This is a genomic window from Flavobacterium sp. ARAG 55.4 (assembly GCF_051846875.1).
Lineage (GTDB): Bacteria > Bacteroidota > Bacteroidia > Flavobacteriales > Flavobacteriaceae > Flavobacterium > Flavobacterium plantiphilum.
This window is the reverse complement of the sequence record NZ_JBPYCT010000003.1, coordinates 199824-219523: the sequence shown is the minus strand read 5'-3', so window position 1 is coordinate 219523 and position 19700 is coordinate 199824. Positions and strand designations below refer to the sequence as shown.

The 19700-nt window shown below is 32.9% G+C and carries 16 protein-coding genes; 12 read left to right on the top strand and 4 right to left on the bottom strand.

Annotated elements, in window-relative coordinates; all coding sequences use genetic code 11:
- The first annotated feature begins 261 nt into the window (after positions 1-261).
- The 7 genes from ACSV4D_RS04955 (at position 262) to ACSV4D_RS04925 (ending at position 11391) form a co-directional block, all read left to right on the top strand.
- Positions 262-5241, top strand: a complete 4980-nt coding sequence (locus ACSV4D_RS04955; protein ID WP_439227360.1) for a translocation/assembly module TamB domain-containing protein — start codon at positions 262-264, stop codon at positions 5239-5241.
- On the top strand, positions 5228-7516 hold the full coding sequence (locus ACSV4D_RS04950; protein ID WP_439227359.1) for a BamA/TamA family outer membrane protein: 2289 nt from the start codon (positions 5228-5230) through the stop codon (positions 7514-7516). Before ACSV4D_RS04955 ends, ACSV4D_RS04950 begins: the two co-directional genes overlap by 14 nt.
- A 92-nt stretch (positions 7517-7608) precedes the next feature.
- Positions 7609-8427 carry an MlaE family ABC transporter permease gene (locus tag ACSV4D_RS04945; RefSeq protein ID WP_408081352.1) on the top strand — a complete coding sequence of 273 codons (819 nt, stop codon included), beginning with the start codon at positions 7609-7611 and terminating at the stop codon, positions 8425-8427.
- Positions 8427-9173, top strand: coding sequence for an ABC transporter ATP-binding protein (locus ACSV4D_RS04940; RefSeq protein WP_408081353.1), 747 nt, complete (start codon positions 8427-8429; stop codon positions 9171-9173). The genes ACSV4D_RS04945 and ACSV4D_RS04940 overlap by 1 nt, the downstream gene beginning before the upstream one ends.
- A gap of 6 nt (positions 9174-9179) precedes the next feature.
- Positions 9180-9923, top strand: a complete 744-nt coding sequence (locus ACSV4D_RS04935) for an MlaD family protein (RefSeq protein ID WP_408081354.1) — start codon at positions 9180-9182, stop codon at positions 9921-9923.
- Positions 9924-9943: 20 nt separating this feature from the next.
- Positions 9944-10750 (top strand): mechanosensitive ion channel family protein, encoded by an 807-nt coding sequence (locus ACSV4D_RS04930; protein WP_439227358.1) that lies wholly within the window; start codon positions 9944-9946, stop codon positions 10748-10750.
- A 104-nt stretch (positions 10751-10854) separates the two neighbouring features.
- Positions 10855-11391, top strand: a complete 537-nt coding sequence (locus ACSV4D_RS04925) for a YSC84-related protein (RefSeq protein ID WP_408081356.1) — start codon at positions 10855-10857, stop codon at positions 11389-11391.
- A 154-nt stretch (positions 11392-11545) separates the two neighbouring features.
- On the opposite strand, the gene ACSV4D_RS04920 is transcribed toward ACSV4D_RS04925, so the two are convergent.
- Positions 11546-11740, bottom strand: a complete 195-nt coding sequence (locus ACSV4D_RS04920; protein ID WP_408081357.1) for a CsbD family protein — start codon at positions 11738-11740, stop codon at positions 11546-11548.
- Positions 11741-11953: 213 nt separating this feature from the next.
- Between ACSV4D_RS04920 and ACSV4D_RS04915 the strand changes: the two genes are divergently transcribed.
- Both ACSV4D_RS04915 and ACSV4D_RS04910 read left to right on the top strand, forming a co-directional pair.
- The gene (locus ACSV4D_RS04915) at positions 11954-12193 is read left to right on the top strand and encodes a DUF7218 family protein (RefSeq protein ID WP_408081358.1); all 240 of its coding nucleotides are present in this window, start codon (positions 11954-11956) and stop codon (positions 12191-12193) included.
- Between the two features lie 25 nt (positions 12194-12218).
- The gene (locus ACSV4D_RS04910; protein ID WP_439227357.1) at positions 12219-13241 is read left to right on the top strand and encodes an AI-2E family transporter; all 1023 of its coding nucleotides are present in this window, start codon (positions 12219-12221) and stop codon (positions 13239-13241) included.
- A 57-nt stretch (positions 13242-13298) separates the two neighbouring features.
- On the opposite strand, the gene ACSV4D_RS04905 is transcribed toward ACSV4D_RS04910, so the two are convergent.
- From ACSV4D_RS04905 to ACSV4D_RS04895, 3 genes are read right to left on the bottom strand one after another with little or no spacing between them, the layout of a single operon-like run.
- Positions 13299-13754 carry a response regulator gene (locus ACSV4D_RS04905; protein WP_439227356.1) on the bottom strand — a complete coding sequence of 152 codons (456 nt, stop codon included), beginning with the start codon at positions 13752-13754 and terminating at the stop codon, positions 13299-13301.
- 30 nt (positions 13755-13784) lie between these two features.
- Entirely contained in the window at positions 13785-14210 is a 426-nt protein-coding gene (locus ACSV4D_RS04900; protein WP_408081361.1) for an OsmC family protein, read from the bottom strand.
- A 36-nt stretch (positions 14211-14246) separates the two neighbouring features.
- Complete coding sequence (locus ACSV4D_RS04895) at positions 14247-14411, bottom strand: lmo0937 family membrane protein (RefSeq protein WP_408081362.1); 165 nt, start codon at positions 14409-14411, stop codon at positions 14247-14249.
- 524 nt (positions 14412-14935) lie between these two features.
- On the opposite strand from ACSV4D_RS04895, the gene ACSV4D_RS04890 reads away from it, so the two are divergent.
- From ACSV4D_RS04890 to ACSV4D_RS04880, 3 genes are all read left to right on the top strand, one after another.
- Positions 14936-15958, top strand: coding sequence for a helix-turn-helix domain-containing protein (locus ACSV4D_RS04890; protein ID WP_439227355.1), 1023 nt, complete (start codon positions 14936-14938; stop codon positions 15956-15958).
- Between the two features lie 122 nt (positions 15959-16080).
- Positions 16081-17286 carry an NAD(P)/FAD-dependent oxidoreductase gene (locus tag ACSV4D_RS04885; protein WP_439227354.1) on the top strand — a complete coding sequence of 402 codons (1206 nt, stop codon included), beginning with the start codon at positions 16081-16083 and terminating at the stop codon, positions 17284-17286.
- A gap of 262 nt (positions 17287-17548) precedes the next feature.
- Entirely contained in the window at positions 17549-19687 is a 2139-nt protein-coding gene (locus tag ACSV4D_RS04880) for a catalase (protein ID WP_439227353.1), read from the top strand.
- The last annotated feature ends 13 nt before the right edge of the window (positions 19688-19700 follow it).

The following is a 19700-nucleotide window of genomic DNA, read 5'->3' as shown; positions in this document are numbered from 1 at the left end:
CCCAGAAAGGTTTGGACATTGTTCGGGCCTTTTTTGTTTTTAAATTAAATTATAATTTTAAAAGAATTTTCTATAATTCTATAAATACATCCCAGCCGCTTTGCAATATCTTCACAAAAGTGTTTTTGTGTTTTGAAAAGAGCAGTCAAAGCTGTAGTTTTATAGAGAAATGCTGTTGTTTAAATTGCTTAAACCCACGGTCAGTTGAACTGTTTTACAAATAAATCAATATGATTTATTTTAATTTATATCTATCTTAAGTTGAAAAAAGTTGCTAAAATTCTATTATACATTTTATTGTTTGTTGTAACAGTTTTTTTATTGATAGTTATTGCTTTGCAGACTCCGTTTGGACAAAATTTTATAAAAGACAAAGCTGTTAGTTATCTTCATGAAAAAATTAAAACAAATATAGCAGTAGGAAGTATTGAACTGGGGTTGCCAAAGAAAATTATTCTGCATGATTTCTATTTTGAAGATCAGTCAAAAGATACTTTACTGGCGGGTAAATCTTTAAAAGTAGACATCAGCCTGTTTGAATTGCTAAATAGTAAAGTTCAAATTAACAGCATTGATTTGCAAGGTGTTACTGCGCATATTAAAGTAAATAAAGATTCTGTTTATAATTTTGATTACATCATCAAAGCCTTTGCTACTGAAGAAAAACCTAAGACTGATGAGAAAGGAATGGAAATTTCTATCAGGAAAATAAACCTTGATTCGATAAAATTTAAATATGATGATACAGTTGCAAAAAACAATATTGATGTATTTGTCAATCACTTTGATACCCAAATTAAAAATTTTGATTTAAATAATCTCTCTTTTAATATTCCAGAAATAAACCTAAACGGTTTACAATTAAATCTAACTCAGGATTTAGTCGAAGCAACTAAAAGAGTGGCTGAAAAAATCGAAGAAGAAGCTGAAACGAATGTTTTAAAATTGCAGTTAAAAGATATTCTTCTTGAAAATATTGATGTCAGATATAAAGATGCTCTTACAAATCTGGATACCAAAATCCGGTTTGAAAAATTGAAAACCAATGTGAAAACAATAGATTTGGAAAAGCAAATCATTGCACTGAAATCATTGGAATTAAACAATACAAATGCTGAACTTACCTTAACCAAATCTGTAAAAACAACAAAAGAAACGAACAAAGAGGCTGTCGAAAATTCCGGATTAGCCTGGAAAATTGATGTGAATGCAGTTTCTATCAGCAATCTTAATTTTATATTTGATAATAATAATGAAATTCAGACTAAAAAAGGAATTGATTACAATCATCTAAAATTAAATGAACTGAGTTTTGACGGAAAAGCTATTGCTATAAGAGATAATGATTACAGCGGAACGGTCAATTCTTTTACTTTCAAAGAAAAAAGCGGATTTCAGTTAGACGCGTTAAAAACAAAATTTAATTATACTTCAAAGGAAGCATCTCTTAAAAATTTATCGTTAAAAACACCACAGACTAATTTACAGGATAACATTTTGGCAACTTATCCATCTATTGAATCCATTAGTAAGAATCCTGAAAAGCTCACTTTAGATGTCCATTTAAAAAACAGTATGCTGGCATTTAAAGATATTTTATTATTAGTGCCGCAACTGGAATCGAATGCTGTTTTTAAAAATAATCCTAATACTATCGTGAATTTTAATGCGACAGTAAACGGAAAACTGGATGATTTAAAAATTACCACTTTCAAGGCTGACGGGATTGGGAATACTAAAGTGGATATGAAAGGAACCATCCGGGGATTGCCTGATTTTGAAAAATCAGTGTTTAATCTGGCTATTGCCAACTTTGAAAGTACGGCAAAAGATATTACTGCTTTTACACCAAAAAATACGATTCCGAACACGATTCAGCTGCCTCAGAAATTTAATTTAAAAGGAAACTTTAAAGGAAGTGTGGCTGCCTTTGAAACTAATCTGGATTTAAAAAGTTCTTTAGGAAATGCTATTGTGGAAGCAACTTTTGACCAAACCAGAAAAAATAATGAAAAATATATAGCTGATGCCAGCGTTACTAATTTTGATGTAGGGAAATTGATTAAAAACAAACAATTAGGAAAGATTACCGCCAATGCTACTGTCAATGGAAGAAGTCTTGATCCTGCAACGGCAACGGCAAAACTGACTTCTAAAATCGTATCAGCACAATTTAATGATTACAATTACCAGAATATAAATATTGACGGAACTATTAAAAACGGTGTGTATGCAGCGAATGTGAGTTCCGGTGATCCTAATTTAAAATTTAAATTAGATGCTGAAGGTTCTTCGGATTCTAAAAAACCAACACTGGATTTGGAGTTAAATGCTGAATTTATTGATTTGAATAAGCTCAATCTTCATGCCGGTCCTTTAAAAATGAGAGGTAATATTACTGCTGATTTTAATGATTTAAATCCGGATAATTTAAATGGAATATTAAATGTTAATAATTTTTTAATTGCTTTAGAAAAGGAACAATTTCCGCTGGATACTATTTCGGTGAGAGCAGTTTCTACGGTTGAAAAAGATTCCATTATTATTAAATCTCAATTTGTAAATGGTTTAATTTCGGGAAATTATAAGCTTTCGACTATCGGAAATACGCTTATGAATTCTGTTTCGAAGTACTATCAGTTGGATAAAAAGTATATTGAAAATAAAGAAAATCAGCAACTGGCATTTGAATTTACTATAAAAGATGAACCATTATTAAAAAAACTAGCTCCGCAGATTATTGAATTATCAGAGATTACCCTTGACGGAAAATACAATTCTGTTAATGATTCTATAATGATTAATGCTTCGGTTCCCAGTTTAAATTATGCCAATAATGAAATCTCTGCCGGTGTTTTAAAAGTAAATACGCAGGACAATGCACTGATGTATAATGTGTCTTTAGGTCAGATTAAAAATGAGCAGTTCGAAATTCCTAAAACGACATTAATCGGAAAATTAGAAAATAACACCATTGATTATGCCTTAAATATTAAAGATGCAGAAGATAAAGACAAATATTTAATTTCAGGTGTTTTTAAAGACAGTCTGGGAGCATCCATTGTGCATCTTAATCCGGAAAAACTGCTGCTGAATTATGAAGACTGGGCAGTAAATGCGAACAATGAAGTAAAATTAGAAAAAAACGGAATTGTAGTTAGGGATTTTATACTTCAAAAAGATCAGCAATCATTTGGCGTTCAGTCTGAAAATAATTCGGCTGATTCACCCATTGTAGCCAGTTTTAAAAATTTTGAATTGGAATCCTTAACAAGTATTGCCAAATCAAATTTCGAGCTTGGCGGAATAATAAACGGGGAAGCTACGATTAAGAATGTTACTTCAAATCCCTTATTTGTTGCAGATCTGGATATTGAGAATTTTAAAGTAAAAAATGATACTGTTGGGAATATTAATGCAAAAGTGGATAATAAAACCACTAATTTGTATAGTGCTAATGTAACGCTGACAGGTTTAGAAAATCAACTGAACATTGACGGAAATTACAATGTCAGCACCGAAAGTTTAGATTTCATGGTTGATATTCAAAAACTTCAGATGAAATCGGTACAGCCTTTTACATTAGAAAACCTCAAAGAAAGCGAAGGTTTCTTAAACGGGAAACTGGATGTGAGCGGAAAAGCATCTAATCCTGATGTAAATGGAAATATTAAATTTAATTCGGTTGGATTTGTTGTTGTTCCTTTAAATTCCAAGTTCAAACTGCTGAATGATAACATTAATTTCCAGCAGAACACTATTGTCTTTGAAGATTTTAAATTACAGGATGAAGATGGAAATCCGTTAAGTATAAAAGGTTCCTTGGACAGCAGGGATTATACTAATTTAGGACTTAATCTGAATCTTACAGCGAGAAATTTCAGAGCGATAAACTCTACCGCTAAAGACAATAAATTGTTTTATGGGGAATTGTATTTAGACAACAATCTGGGGATAAAAGGAACTTTAAACAGCCCGGTTATTGACGGTACAGTTAAAATAAATGAAGACACTAAATTTACTATTGTGTTACCTCAAAGTGATCCTTCGATAGCTGACAGAGAAGGGATTGTAGAATTTATAGACCAGGATCAGCCGGTTTTAGTGACTGTTGAAGAAGACCCGACAAAACAGATTACACAAACTGAATTTAAAGGGATTGATGCTTCGGTAAATATTGGAATTGACAGAGATGCAGAGATTTCGATTATCATTGATGAAGCTAATGGGGATTATCTAAAATTAAAAGGAGAAGCAGAATTAACCGGAGGAATTGATCCGTCAGGAAAAACTACTTTAACAGGAAAATATGAATTTACGGATGGAGCTTATCAGATGAATTTAAATCTGATTAAGAGAAAATTTGATATTAAATCCGGCAGTTATATTTTGTGGACCGGAGAACCTACCACTGCAAATGTAAATGTGACCGCAGTGTATAAAGTAGATGCACCACCCTTAGATTTAGTGAGTGATCAGGTTGAAGGTATAACAGCTGAAGCCCGCAATACTTACAAACAAAGAATCCCTTTTGAAACAGAATTAAAAATGAAAGGTGAATTATTAAAGCCTGAAATCACTTTTGATATTGTTTTACCGGAAGGTAATAATACGGTTTCAGCCGAAGTAATTAATACCACTCAGGCTAAGTTAGAGCAGATAAGACGCGACGAAGACGCTTTAAACAAACAGGTTTTTGCGTTGTTGTTATTAAACCGTTTTATTGGAGAAAACCCTTTTGAAAGTGAAACCGGTGGTGTAAGCGGGGCTTTCTTAGCGAAACAAAGTGCCAGTAAAATTTTATCGCAACAGCTGAATAATTTAGCAGGCGATTTAATAAAAGGTTTCGAATTGGATTTTGATCTTGAAGCGACGGAAAATTATACTTCAGGACAAAAACAAGAGCGTACTGACCTGAATGTAGGGCTTTCTAAAAAACTATTAAATGACCGTTTAAAGGTTACCGTAGGAAGCAGCTTTGGGCTGGAGGGAGCTCCACAGCAAAATGAGCAATCCACAAATATTGCGGGAGATGTTTCTGCCGATTATTTAATTACAAAAGACGGGCGTTATAAATTAAGAGCTTATAGAAAAAATAATTATCAGGTAGCCTTACAAGGTCAGGTTATTGAAACGGGTGTAGCCTTTATCATTACGATGGACTACAATAAGTTTAGAGAATTATTTCATAAAAATCGCAAAAACAGAAAAAAAGACAATAAACGAAATGAAATTAAATAATTACATCTTGCTGTTTTTTTCAGTTTCAATACTATTGAGCTGTAGCGGAACTCATAAAATTCCTAAAGGAGATTTATTATATGTAGGTCATACTATTGACATTGAGAAAGGTAAGGAATCAAAAAAAACAAGAAAGCAGATTAAGTCAGAACTGGATGGATTAATTCGACCTGTACCTAATAAATCCATATTAGGAATGCGTCCTGAAGTCTTTTTTTATAATTTGATTGGAGAAGTAAAAAAAGAAAAAGGATTTAAGTATTGGGTCAAATACAAATTAGGAGCAGAACCTGTTTTGATGAGTAAAGTAGATTTAGAATATAACAAACAGGTAGTTCAGAATTATATAGAAAACAAAGGTTTTTTTAATGCTGAAACAAAAGCGGATTCGACAAGAAGAGGTAAAAAAGCCAAGGCTAATTATACGGTTAAATTAAATAATCAGTACAAAATAAAGTCGGTTGTTTTTCCAAAAGATTCGGTTGTTCTTAGTCAGGAAATTAATAAATTAAAAGAGAAAAGTCTTTTAAAAGTAGGAAACACTTATGATCTGGAAGATATAAAAAATGAAAGAGTCCGTATTGATGCTAATCTGAAAGGACAGGGATTTTATTACTTTAATGAAAATTATCTGTTAATTCAGGTGGATAGTACTGTAGCAAATCATGAGGTAGATCTAATTGTAAAAATAAAAAAAGAAACTCCCGAAAAAGCAAAAAAACAATATAAAATCAATAATATTTTTGTTTATCCAAGCTTTAATTTAAGAAGAGATACCATTGCCAGAAAAAAACAGGATACCATCCATTATCAGGATTTAACCATCATTGATAACAAAACTGTTTTTAAACCTTTTATTTTTGATAAAACATTATTGTTTAACAAAGGTGATTTATACAATAGAACGACTCATAATTTATCATTAAACAGACTCATTACTTTAGGAACTTTTAAGTTTGTTAAAAATGAATTTCAGGTAAATGATTCTGTAAAAAATCAACTGGACAGTTATTATTATCTGACTCCGTTGCCAAAAAAATCAATTCAGGTTGAAACTTTAGCTAAAACGAACTCGGCAAATTATTCAGGAACAGAATTAAACATCAACTGGAGTAACCGTAACACTTTTAAAGGAGCTGAATTATTAAAGATTTCTGCTTTTGCCGGTTTAGAAGTTCAGGTTTCCGGACAAAATAATGGTTTTAATGTATACCGTTTTGGAGGAGATGCCAGCCTGATCTGGCCACGATTTATTTCGCCGTTTCAAATGAACTCCGGAAGTGCTTATGTTCCCAATACAAAAGCTTCGATAGGGTATGAATATCAGCTGAGAACTAAATTATATTCCTTAAAAACTTTAAATGCTTCTTTTGGTTATATCTGGAAAGAAAATGAAAGAAAGGAACACAATCTTAATATTCTTAATATAGCCTATACTTCGCCAAATAATGTGAGTGAGCTGTATCAGTCGCAAATAGCAGCTAATCCTTCTTTACAAAGAGTAATTGATAAACAATTAATTCTTGGAACCACTTATTCGTATACCTATACCAATACAATGGAGCAAAACAGGAAGCATAATATTTATTTTAAAGGAGGGATAGATTTATCCGGGAATTCATTGGGCTTGATTTTAGGAGCAAATGATTATAATAATCCCAAGAACATTTTAAGTGTTCCTTTTAGTCAATATACAAAAGCCGAAGTGGAATTTCGTCATTATTTGAACTTTGATAAGGAGACAAAATTAGCCAGCAGAATTATAATAGGTGCCGGAATACCTTATGGAAATTCAAAAGAGCTTCCTTTTATCAAGCAATTTTTTATAGGAGGAACCAGTAGTATCCGGGCTTTCAGGGCAAGGTCAATTGGGCCGGGAACTTTTGATGGCAGTCAAAATTCAAATTCTTTTTTACCGGATCAATCGGGAGACATTAAGTTTGAATTCAGTACTGAACTAAGAGGTCAAATATATAAAATAGTCAAAGGTGCTGTATTTGTTGATGCCGGTAATATCTGGCTTCTGAATGAAAACAGCGACAAACCGGGTGCTAAGTTCAGCGGTAAATTCCTCAATCAGCTTGCCATCGGGACGGGTATAGGTTTGCGGTTTGATTTTGATTTTTTAGTTCTCAGAACTGACCTGGCTTTTCCGCTCAGAAAACCTTATTTGCCTAAAGGACAGGAGTGGGTGATTGACGATATTAATTTTGGTGACAGAAGCTGGAGAAAAGAAAATCTGATTTTCAATCTGGCTATTGGGTACCCTTTTTAAGCGACGGGTATTTTATAATAAAATCTTAAAATCTTGTAAACTTAACCTTAAAAAAGGATGTAATTTTATTTTACTATAATAACAATAAAATTATGCCTAAAACTACGTTTCCAGCTGAAAAGACTTTGTTGAAGGAGCCTTCATTCTTTAGTCTGATAAAAGAAAAAAGTGTTGCGTTTTTGATAGACGTAGCCAATGTAGTGGATTATCTTAAAAGAATATTCCGCAACCTTTTTACTAATTCATTTGAATTTCAGGAATTTTTAAAGCAATGCTACCAATGCGGGAATAAGTCAGTAGGATTAATTTCCATTACGGGTATTATTGTTGGTTTGGTTTTAACTATTCAATCCAGACCGCCTCTGGTAGAATTTGGAGCTGTAGGTATGTTACCGGGCATGGTTGCTATATCTATCATCAGAGAAATGGGGCCTGTAATTACTGCTCTGATCTGTGCAGGAAAGATAGGCTCAAGTATGGGAGCCGAGTTAGGCTCAATGCGGGTTACAGAACAGATTGATGCTATGGAAGTATCGAATACGAATCCAATAAATTTTTTAATCATACCGCGATTGCTGGCTGTAACAGTGATGATTCCTATACTTACACTTTATGCTGATGCTATTGGGATTTTTGGCAGCTGGTTAGGTGTAAATATCAAAGATGACGTGAGTTTAAGGCTTTTTATGACTCAGGCATTTGATAATGTAGAGTTTATTGATATTATTCCGGCGGTGATAAAATCATTCTTTTTTGGAGCAGTGATTGGTTTAGTAGGATGTTACAAGGGATTTAATGCCGGAAGAGGAACTGAAAGTGTAGGTATTGCAGCAAACTCAGCCGTTGTAACTTCTTCCTTATTATTAATTATTGTAGACTTAATAGCTGTACAAATAACGGACTTATTATAATGAAAAAAAAAGTAAATGATAAGGTAATAATAGATATTAAAGATCTCAAAAAAAGTTTTGGTGATCAGAAAGTTCTTGACGGCATCACACTTCAGCTTCATAAAGAAGAGAATTTAGTGGTATTGGGAAAATCAGGGTCGGGAAAATCAGTTTTAATTAAGTGTATTGTCAATTTACTCAAACACGACTCGGGAAGTATTAAAGTTGGCAAGCACGAATTAACAGATATAAAAGAAGATGAATTAATTGAAGTACGCAAAAAAATTGGATTCCTTTTTCAGAGTGCGGCTCTTTATGATTCGATGACAGTAAGAGAAAATCTGAATTTTGCGCTTTCCAGACTCAGTAAAGAATTTACTAAAGAAGAAACAGATGAAAAAATTAGGGAGGCTCTAGAAAACGTAGGCTTACCGGATTCCATTGATAAAATGCCCTCGGAATTATCCGGCGGAATGAAAAAAAGAATTGGTTTAGCAAGAACATTAGTGGTCAATCCAAAAATTATTCTGTTTGATGAACCTACAACAGGGTTAGATCCCGTTACTTCAAGAGAAATAAGTGACCTTATAAACGAAACAAAAGCCAAATTTCACAATTCATCCATCATCATCACACACGATATAGACTGTGTAAAAACAGTGGCTGACAGGATAGCGATGATCAAAGAAGGTAAAATATACAAAGAAGGCAGTTTAGAGGAATTCCTAAATGATGAGGATCCTTATATTAAATCATTTTTTAAATAAAAAATCATGAAAACAAATACTCGTGCATATAAAATAAGATTGGGGATTTTTGTGTCTTTAGGGATATTAATTCTATTCGTAATTATTTTTTTCATCGGAAGTAATCAAAAATTGTTTAGCTCTAAATTTAAAATAAATACACAATTCAGGAATGTGAGCGGATTAAATGTGGGCGGTCAGGTGCGATTCCTGGGAATTGCTGTAGGTACTATTGAAAATATAGAAATCATTAATGATTCTACTGTAAATGTTATGGCAATGATGGATAACAAATTCAAAAAGTTTATAAAAAAAGACAGTAAGGCATCTATAGCGTCTGAAGGAGTTATTGGCGACAAAATTCTGGTAATTTCTCAGGGAAGTTCCAAATCAGCTGAAATTAAAGATGGTAGTTCCATCAGATCCATTGAGCCATTAGAATTTGATGATATTTTATCTTCTATTAAAGTCACAGCCGAAAATGCAGAAATTATTACTGATGAATTAGCGACTACATTAATAGGGATTAATAACGGGCAGGGAACCTTAGGTAAGTTATTAAATGATGACGGAGTAGCAAAAGATATGGAAAAAACAATGGAAAATTTAAGAAAAGGATCCAAAGGTTTAGAGCAGAATATGGAAGCCGCGAAGCATAATTTTCTTTTAAGAGGTTATTTTAAAAAGAAAGAGAGAGAGAAGGAAAAAGCAAGAGAAGAGGCTGAAAAAGAAGCCAAAAAAGCGGCAGAAAATAAAGCAGAAAAGAAATAATCAATGAAAAGTTTAAAAATATGAACTCAGAAGTACATATATTTAAAGAATCTGTTTACCAGTCATGCATTAATTTAGTAGCTTATTTTCCCAGTATTTTATTATCTGTATTTGTTTTTTTAGTTGGCTTGTTATTTATCAGGCTGATAAATAAATACTCCAAAAAAATAATTATTTCAAAGGCTAATGACCCTTTAATAGCTGATTTTATATTGAGTATTATTTCACTGGTATTAACTGTTTTATTACTGGTAATTGCTTTAGGAATTTTAGGATTTGATAATGTTACCAATCAGATTCTTGCAGGCGCAGGGCTGACTACTTTTATAATTGGTTTTGCACTCAAAGATATTGGAGAAAATTTCATTGCCGGAATACTGATGGCTTTTCAGCGTCCTTTTAGAATAGGTGATCTAATAGAAATAGAAGGAATCAAAGGCCGGGTTATAGAAATGAAACTGCGTTCCACAACACTAAAAACTACCGATGGCGTGGATGCTTATATTCCTAACGGATCCATTTTGAAAAATAATTTAAAGAATTATACCATCGATGAATTAATGCGCGATACGCTTATCGTTAAAGCACGATATGACGATCCGATTGATGCGATTATAAAGACAATAAATATTATTATAAATCAGAATCCCGATACTTTAAAAAATCCTCCGCCTTATGTTGTAGTAGAGACGATTGATAATGATTTTGTAAATCTTGTTGCTTATTACTGGTATAGCATTGATCAGAACAGAGTTTCTGCAGTTCAGTTAAAGTCAGAGCTACAGTTGAAAATCCACTCGTATATTAAATCAGTCAGAAATACTTAAAATTCCGGAACTGACATTTTTTGAGTCAATAATTGAAAGGATTGAGGTATTTTGGAAAAGGTAATTGCTTTAAATTTATTTAATAAATTATAAATATAAAAATCATGAAAACATTAAAAAAAATAATACTGACGGGTTTACTACTGGTAACAGTGGGAGTGATGGCTCAAAATAAAAAAGACACTCAAATCATGAATGATGCAGAAAAAGCAAAAGAAATGATTTTAAGCAAAAATATGGGTTTGAAAAAGTTCTTTAAAGAGGCTTCAGGTTATGCTATTTTCCCCAATGTTGGGAAAGGTGGTTTTGTTATAGGCGGAGCAAGCGGTAACGGAGTGGTTTATGAAAATGGGACTGCAATAGGAATGACTTCTTTAAAAAAGGTGAATATTGGTCTTCAGGCCGGCGGACAGGCACTTATAGAAGTAATCTTTTTCCAGACTGAGGCTGCGCTGGCTAAATTTAAACAGGGAAATTATGAATTCTCTGCCGAAATGTCTGCGGTAGCCGCAGATAAAGGTGAAGCAGAGAATGCGAGTTATAAAGACGGTGTTGTCGTTTTTGCTTTGCCTAAAGCCGGGCTTATGGTTGATGCATCTGTTGGTGGTCAAAAATTTGAGTACCATCCTTTTAAAAAATAATTAAGTGTGTTAAACATTAATTTTAGAGAAAAAAGCTGTTTCAATAATATGAAACAGCTTTTTTTATTCTGATGGTAATAAAAAAGCTGCTGTATCAATTGATAAAGCAGCTTCATAAGTAGGGTTTGATTACTAATGATTAACTAATTACTAATTAGGAATCTTGCCAATCATTAATTTCTTTTTTCAAGTCATCCATTTTCTTACCGGTTTTTTCCTGAATTTTACCTAACATTTCGTCAAATTTTCCTTCTGAATAGGTAACATCATCATCAGTAAGATCACCATATTTTTGTTTGAATTTACCTTTAATCTGTTTCCATTTTCCTTCTAATTGATCTGTATTCATAATATTAAATTTTTAAATTAATGTTTTTTTATTCTGAAATAAAAGTACTAGATTTAAGTAGGAAAAATTAACTCTAATCAAAGTGTTATTGATGCAATAAAAATGGCAGAGTTTTTTAAGTTAATATATTATCTGATAAGGTCAAGTGATTTAGTATTTAAGAGGCATATTTGAATTATTATAATTTTAAGTATCACCCTAAAAATAAAAATCATGGATATACCAACAGTTAAAAATGAAGAACAATATGAGGCACTACGGGACAAAGGATACAGTAAAGAAAAGTCCGCGAGAATAGCCAATACACCTGATGCCGGTAAAAAAGGAGGAAAGAGTAAGCCTTATGAAGACTGGAATAAGCAGGATCTGTATGGGCAAGCTCAAAAAGTAGGTATTCCGGGAAGATCAAAAATGAATAAAGCTGAACTCATTCATGCTTTAAGAAATAATTAATAAAAATTTAAAAAACCAATAATCTGTGAATATTATAAACCCCAAGATAATCCGTCAAATTTTTATACTTCTTTTAATTATATTAACAGGAAGCCTTATTTTTTATGAAATGACCCCTTATTTCTCAGGTGTATTAGGAGCTATTACATTATATGTTTTGCTTAAGGGAGCTATGATAAAATTAATAAACAGAGGTTGGAAAGCCAATTGGGCTGCCGGGTTTTTAATGTTTGTATCTTTTATTGCTATTTTAGTACCTGTAGCCGGTGCGGGATTAATGCTGGGAAATAAAATAGGAAAAGCAGCTCAAAATTCAGAAAAGGTAGTTAAAGCTGTTAAAAAACAAATGGAAACATGGGAACATCATCTGGGCTATAAAATTACTGATCAGATTGATGCTTCTTCCATTTCTGAAAAAATAACCAGCGGAATCACGAATATTCTGGGGAGTGCGGTTAATACTTTTATAGCGGTTTCAATTATGTATTTTTTACTGTATTATATGCTTACAAACCGCAAAGAATTTCGGGATACATTAATGGAATATATTCCTATAAGCAAAGAGAATCTTAAAATAGTAGGCAGAGAAATACATGCTTCGGTTCGTTCTAATTCTTTAGGGATTCCATTGGTAGCCATAGCTCAGGGCATCGTAGCTCTGATAGGATTTTTGATATTCAACGTAGAAAGTCCGTTTTTTTGGTGTATAGTGGTGACCATTGGTTCTATGGTTCCCTTCATTGGAAGTATGTTAGGGATAATTCCCGTTTTTATATTAACAATATCTAATGGTGATACTTTTCAGGCTTGGGGAGTTTTATTGTACGGATTCGTAATAGTAGGACTTACAGACAATCTCATCCGCTTATATGTATTGCAGAAATTAGATGATGTTCACCCGTTAATAACTCTTTTAGGAGTTATCGTAGGTATTCCTCTTTTCGGCTTTATCGGGCTTGTCTTTGGTCCTTTATTGATTAGTTTATTTTTGTTAATTGTGCGTATTTATAAAAAAGAATATGCCGAAGAAGATAAGGGGAAACTTTGATACCCCTTTTTATGACGAGTCCTGACTTAAAAGAGTCAGGATTTTTTTTAAATGTTTTTATCGGCTTGTTGCACTTATTATAAAATGGTTGTCAGCTTCTTTTTGCAAATTAGTATACACACAGTCTAAACTTTTTCCCAACAAGTTTCTGAGTTCTCTGAAAGTATTAGGCTTTATTAAGTACCAGTTTGCACCTTTTTCTCTTAATCTTTCTGCCACTGCACGATCGATATAAGTAGAATAAATAACTATTGGAATCTGTGAAAACTTGGGTTCATTTCTAATGTCTTCAACACATTCTTCACCATTCATTAACGGCATGTTTAAGTCTAAGTAAATGGCATCCGGTAAAGCATTTTGAGAATTTAAAAGGGCATCCATGAGTGTTACCCCATTATCAAAAGTTTCTATGCAGATTTTGCTGTCAATTTCTGTTAATGCTTCTTCAAAAAGCATGCTGTCTTCAGGGTCATCGTCGGCCAGATAAATTAATAGTGGTTTATAACTCATCATAATTATTTTAAAAAGTTGTACGGAAAGAAATTATTTTATGTGATTTTCCAGATTGGCATCCAGTGTTATTTCCAGATTGCTGTATGCTTTACTCACAGGACAGTTTTGTTTAGCTCCTTTTGCAATTTCCTGAAATTGGTTTTCCTGAATTTCCGGAACTTTTGCGTTAAGCGTCAGATTTGATTTTGTAATAGTTCCATTTTCTAATGAAATTTCACATTTCGTCTCTAAAACTTCAGGAGTGAAACCTGCTTTTGTCAAATCGGCACTTAACTGCATGGTAAAACAACCTGCATGTGCAGCTGCCATTAATTCCTCAGGATTGGTACCGGTGCCGTTTTCAAAGCGGCTGTTGTATGAATATTGCATGTTTTCCAGAGCCTTACTTTCTGACATTAGAGAGCCTTTTCCTTCTTTTAATGTACCACTCCAAACCGCTGTGCTTGATCTTTTCATATTTTTTATTTTTTTAGGTTTATAAATTAATCGTTTTTAGATTCCTCTTCCTGAAATGATATTGTATAAAATTGCAATTATAGCAATCACTAACAGAATATGAATCAGGTTTCCTGTTGCCATTCCGGCAGCAAATCCAAAAAATCCAAGTATCCAGATAATGATACAGATTACGGCAATAAGCCAAAGAATATTTCTCATGATTTTAAAATTTAAGGGTTAGTTAATGTAAAAGCAAAAAGCTATGCAGGTAAAATTACATTTAATAATCAGGGAGGTTTGACCCGAATGCAAAGAATTTTTAGCGTAATCAAAAAAACTTTTCTAAAAAAAAGATTGTAATTATAAGTGGGGAAAAAATCTAAAATAACATTAAAACAATACTCTGAAATTTTAAAACTACAGCAGGAGTTATGGATACAGCCAGCCATTATTAAAATTATATAAAACAATGAAAAAATTATATAACAAGAAGGGTGGGTTCTTATTGCAACTTTGTAAACCACAGTAATTTATAGGAGTAATTTAAAAATATAATTAAGATGAAAAAAATAAATTTTAAAAGCATAACAGATTGTATTCTTAAAAAGAACTTTTCTGTCTCAGATTAAATTATTGCTGATTACATTATTAATACGGTGGTTTTTAGAAATAAAAACTTCTGAAGACCTGAAAACCCTAAGCTGCCCCCTTAGATATTAGTATATAAACCTAAAAAATAAAACATGAAAAAGATATCAATAACATCAAATAATCTCTCCGTTATTTTTAAACAAATGCAACTACAGTTAGGAGGTAAAATTGAAATAAAATCAAAAGAATATAAACTGGTAGTCGATAATGAAATTGCCAAAGGTTTTATTTCCGGAGTTTCAATAGAGAATGCGATTGCCTATTTGGAGTATGATATTTTTTTCAAAGAAAATGTTTCATTTGAAGGTAAACTTCAAAATTCTAATCTCATTCATTTTGGATATTGTTCCAAAGGTCATCTTGCTCAAAGTTTTGGGGAAGATGGGATACAAAATCATATGAGTCAGTTTCAGACTGGTATTTTTTCAGGCTCTACTGAAACAAGTACGCTTTTAACCTTTAAAAAGAATGAAGAAGTTAAAGTATCGGTTATTACCGTTGATATTTTATCGGTCTCTGATATTGAATTAAGAACACAGTTACAAAATATATTTCAACCCACACAGGAGGATAATATTTTTTCATACGTAGGTTCTTTTAACCTGAAAATAGCCGAGAAAATTGAACATCTTAATACCATCAGTCAAAACGGTTTAGTTAGAAATTTGTTGATAAACAGCACTGTATATCTAATTCTGGCTTTAGAAATTGAGCAGCATAAATACGATTTAATTCATACAGAATCTTATTGTAGTTCTCTATCACAAGCAGATATGGAAGCCATAAAAGACATTTCTGAGTTTATAAAAAATTATCCTGAAATTCAGTACAGTTTAAAATATTTAAGTAAGAAATCAGGTTTGTCTCCTTTTAAATTACAGGAAGGTTTTAAAATAATGCACAATAGAACGGTAACTGATTTTATTAGAAATGTGCGGGTTGAAGCGGCTGAAAATCTTATAAGAACAACGGAATTAAATATCTCTGAAATTGTGTATACCATTGGTCTTACAAGCAGAAGTTATTTTTCTAAAATTTTCAAAGCAAAGTACAACTGCAGTCCAAAACATTATCAAAATTATCTCAATAACCTTCCGGTTTTATCTTATTTATAACTGTTTATCTGTAGCTAAGTATCCGGATGTAGATGATCTAAAAGTACAAACTAAGGATATTTTGTAATTGAATTTTACAGTTGCAATACAAGCTTATTTTAAAGCAAAATGCATTTAAATTTATGGATCTTACATCAAATGAACCATTTTGGTTATTGAAAAATGGATTATTAGGCTCTTATCCCTCGTTACACGACAATATAGAGACCGATATTCTGATTGTTGGAGCAGGAATAACCGGTAGTTTAATGGCTCATCAATGTATGGAAGGAAATTATAAAACCGTAGTAATTGACCGAAGAGAAGTTGCAAACGGCAGTACTTCGGCATCTACCAGTATGCTTCAGTATGAAATTGATGTTCCTTTGTTTCAATTGACTGAAATGATAGGTCAGACGGCAGCAGAAGCAAATTATATTGCCTGTTATAAAGCTATAGACGAACTGGGTTCTCTGGTCAGAAAAATTAATTCAGACTGCGGTTTCAAGAAGAAAAATTCTCTTTATTTTGCTGCAAAGCAAAAAGATACAGCTTTTTTAAAAAAAGAACTGGAAGCCCGGCAACGTTGTGGTTTTGATGTTAAATGGCTTTCTGAAAAAGAAATTGAGAGCCGTTATAAAATCAAGAAATCTTATGGAGGAATTTTATCGGCTCAGGGTGGAAGCATAGACGTTTTTAAATTTACCCATGATTTACTTGCTTATAACCATAAAAAAGGCTTAAAAATTTTTGATAAAACAGCAATAAAATCGGTTAAGTATAAAAAAAACAGTGTAGAAGTCCAATCAGATTTGGGGTATAAAATTAAAGCAAAGAAAATAATTTATTGCAACGGTTATGAAAGTACCGAAATGATAAAAGAAAAGTTTGTCAGGCTACTTTCTACTTATGCTATTATTGGCGAACAGAATTATCAGGATCAATCGCATTTAAATGATACACTTTTCTGGAATACCGAAGATCCGTATGTCTATATGAGAACTACTGATGATAACCGGATTTTAATAGGAGGTGAAGATGAAGATTTTGCTGATGATAAAAAGAGAGATGCACTATTAGCGGATAAAAGCAAAAAACTTTCAAAAAAACTTAAAAGCTTATTGCCTCAATGCCATTTTACAACTGATTTTGCATGGGCAGGAACCTTTGGAGAAACTAAAGACGGACTCCCTTACATTGGCAAACATCCGGATTTTAATCACAGTTACTTTGTTTTAGGATTTGGAGGAAATGGCATTACTTTTTCCGTTATTGGTACGCATGTAATTAAAGATATGCTAAAAAATAAGATACATCCTTTACAGGAATATTACCGTTTTGGTCGTTAATTATTCTTAAAAAATAAGTCTCAACAACATTTTCCTTAAAATATAAATTTAGAAGTACAGCCCATTTTTTGATAGAAAAATGGGCTGTACTTATTTAAACAGAATTTCTCTTAATAAAAAAGCATTTCTCTTTTATTGAGGTATTTTTTTTATGATTAGCGTCAGTATATGTATTTGAAAATTAAGACTTTCGTGTAGAGGTTTCTCATTAAATGATTAGACTTCATCTTAATTTATTTTAAAAAATCTAAAAAAAAATATTATGAATCAGAAAAAAAATAGCAACCCGGAAACTAAAAAGACAGAAGATTTAAAAGCATATCAAAAAGAGATTAAAGATACTGGTATGACTACTAATCAGGGCTTAAAAGTAAATGATACTAATAATTCGCTAAAAGCAGGAGAAAGAGGTTCGACTTTATTAGAGGATTTTTTATTAAGAGAGAAAATTACCAGTTTTGATCATGAACGTATTCCGGAACGTATTGTTCATGCCAGAGGAAGCGGCGCGCATGGTTATTTTGAGTTATATGAAAGTATAGAACAATACAGTAAAGCAGGAATTTTTAATGATACCAGCCGTAAAACACCTGTTTTTGTGCGTTTTTCTACTGTTGCTGGTTCTAAAGGTTCGACTGATTTAGCCCGAGATGTTCGTGGATTTGCTGTTAAATTTTATACTGATGAAGGAACCTGGGATTTAGTAGGAAATAATATGCCTGTCTTTTTTATTCAGGACGCTATGAAATTCCCGGATTTAATACATTCGGTTAAACCTGAACCTCACAGAGAAATCCCTCAGGCGGCATCCGCTCATGATACTTTTTACGATTTTGTATCTCATGCTACAGAAACACTTCACAATCATATTTGGGTAATGAGTGACCGGGGTATTCCGCGAAGTTTTCGTATGATGGAAGGGTTCGGAATTCACACTTTCCGGTTAATAAACAAAGAAGGTAAATCTCATTTTGTAAAATTCCACTGGAAACCTAAATTGGGTGTTCATTCGGTATTATGGGATGAGGCTGTTAAAATAAGTGGTGCAGATTCCGATTTTCACCGAAGAGATTTATGGGATGCTATAGAAGCGGGTCAATACCCGGAATGGGAATTAGGAATCCAGGTTGTTCCGGAAGAGGACGAATTTAAATTTGAATTTGATTTATTAGATCCTACTAAATTAATACCCGAAGAACTCGTTCCGGTGCAAATTATTGGGAAGATGACTCTCAATAGAAATCCTGAAAATTTCTTTGCAGAAACGGAACAGGTGGCTTTTTTACCGGGTCATATCGTTCCGGGAATTGATTTCACGAATGATCCTTTATTACAGGGACGCTTATTCTCTTACCGCGATACGCAGTTATCCCGTCTGGGCGGACCTAATTTTCATCAGATTCCTATAAACCGTCCGGTAGTGCCTACTCATAACAATCAGCGTGACGGTATGATGCAGACAGAAATTCCTAAGGGACAAACGGCTTATTTCCCAAATAGTATCAGTGGTGGCTGTCCTCATCTGGCTAAAATGACTGAAGGAGGTTTTACTTCTTATGAAGAACGAATAGATGCTAAAAAAATCAGAACCCGAAGCGAAAGTTTTAATGACCATTTTTCCCAGCCGGCATTATTTTACAGAAGCTTGTCTAAATGGGAACAACAGCACGTAGCAGATGCTTATACTTTTGAGTTGGGTAAATGCCAGCAACAACCTATTCAGGAACGTATGCTTTGGATTATTGCTCAGATTGATAAAGAGTTAGCCCAAAAAGTGGCTGCCGGATTAGGGCTTGAAATACCTAAGTCAGTGGAACAACCCGTTAATCAGGCAATTGGTGCTGATGCAGATGTAGAAAAGCATCAGCCTCCAAAAAAGAAAAATTATCTGGATGCTTCTCCACGTTTAAGTCAGGCTAATACTAAATTTGACAGCATTGTCAGCCGTAAAGTTGCTGTTCTGGTTGCAGATGGCTTTTCCATGGAAAATTTCAAAAAAATGAGTGATGCGCTAACTACCGAAGGGGCTATGGTAAAAATTGTAGCACCTCACGGAGGAAAAGTAATGTGTGATGAAAATATGGAACATAAGGTAGACGCAGCAATACTAACTACCGAAAGTGTTCTGTATGATGCAGTGTACATTCCAGGCGGGACAAAATCAATAGACAAATTAAAAACAGAAGCTAAATTTATAAAATTCATAAACGAAGCTTTTATGCACTGTAAAGCAATAGCCGCAGATAATGATGGAGAGGATTTACTTGATGCCACTTATATGGTGAGTTGTAAAAAAGACAAAGCGGTCTGTATCAATCAGAAAGCTCAGGTTTTTATTGACGCTATTGCCCAACACAGAAATTGGGAAAGAATGGATGAGGTGAAAAAGATCCCTGTTTAAATAAAAATTCAAA

Excerpts from the sequence above, each read along its gene's own strand:
- ACSV4D_RS04950 (WP_439227359.1), top strand. The coding sequence starts at position 5,228 with ATGAAATTAAATAATTACATCTTGCTGTTTTTTTCAGTTTCAATACTA.
- ACSV4D_RS04945 (WP_408081352.1), top strand. The coding sequence starts at position 7,609 with ATGCCTAAAACTACGTTTCCAGCTGAAAAGACTTTGTTGAAGGAGCCT.
- ACSV4D_RS04940 (WP_408081353.1), top strand. The coding sequence starts at position 8,427 with ATGAAAAAAAAAGTAAATGATAAGGTAATAATAGATATTAAAGATCTC.
- ACSV4D_RS04935 (WP_408081354.1), top strand. The coding sequence starts at position 9,180 with ATGAAAACAAATACTCGTGCATATAAAATAAGATTGGGGATTTTTGTG.
- ACSV4D_RS04930 (WP_439227358.1), top strand. The coding sequence starts at position 9,944 with ATGAACTCAGAAGTACATATATTTAAAGAATCTGTTTACCAGTCATGC.
- ACSV4D_RS04925 (WP_408081356.1), top strand. The coding sequence starts at position 10,855 with ATGAAAACATTAAAAAAAATAATACTGACGGGTTTACTACTGGTAACA.
- ACSV4D_RS04920 (WP_408081357.1), bottom strand. The coding sequence starts at position 11,740 with ATGAATACAGATCAATTAGAAGGAAAATGGAAACAGATTAAAGGTAAA.
- ACSV4D_RS04915 (WP_408081358.1), top strand. The coding sequence starts at position 11,954 with ATGGATATACCAACAGTTAAAAATGAAGAACAATATGAGGCACTACGG.
- ACSV4D_RS04905 (WP_439227356.1), bottom strand. The coding sequence starts at position 13,754 with ATGATGAGTTATAAACCACTATTAATTTATCTGGCCGACGATGACCCT.
- ACSV4D_RS04900 (WP_408081361.1), bottom strand. The coding sequence starts at position 14,210 with ATGAAAAGATCAAGCACAGCGGTTTGGAGTGGTACATTAAAAGAAGGA.
- ACSV4D_RS04895 (WP_408081362.1), bottom strand. The coding sequence starts at position 14,411 with ATGAGAAATATTCTTTGGCTTATTGCCGTAATCTGTATCATTATCTGG.
- ACSV4D_RS04890 (WP_439227355.1), top strand. The coding sequence starts at position 14,936 with ATGAAAAAGATATCAATAACATCAAATAATCTCTCCGTTATTTTTAAA.
- ACSV4D_RS04885 (WP_439227354.1), top strand. The coding sequence starts at position 16,081 with ATGGATCTTACATCAAATGAACCATTTTGGTTATTGAAAAATGGATTA.
- ACSV4D_RS04880 (WP_439227353.1), top strand. The coding sequence starts at position 17,549 with ATGAATCAGAAAAAAAATAGCAACCCGGAAACTAAAAAGACAGAAGAT.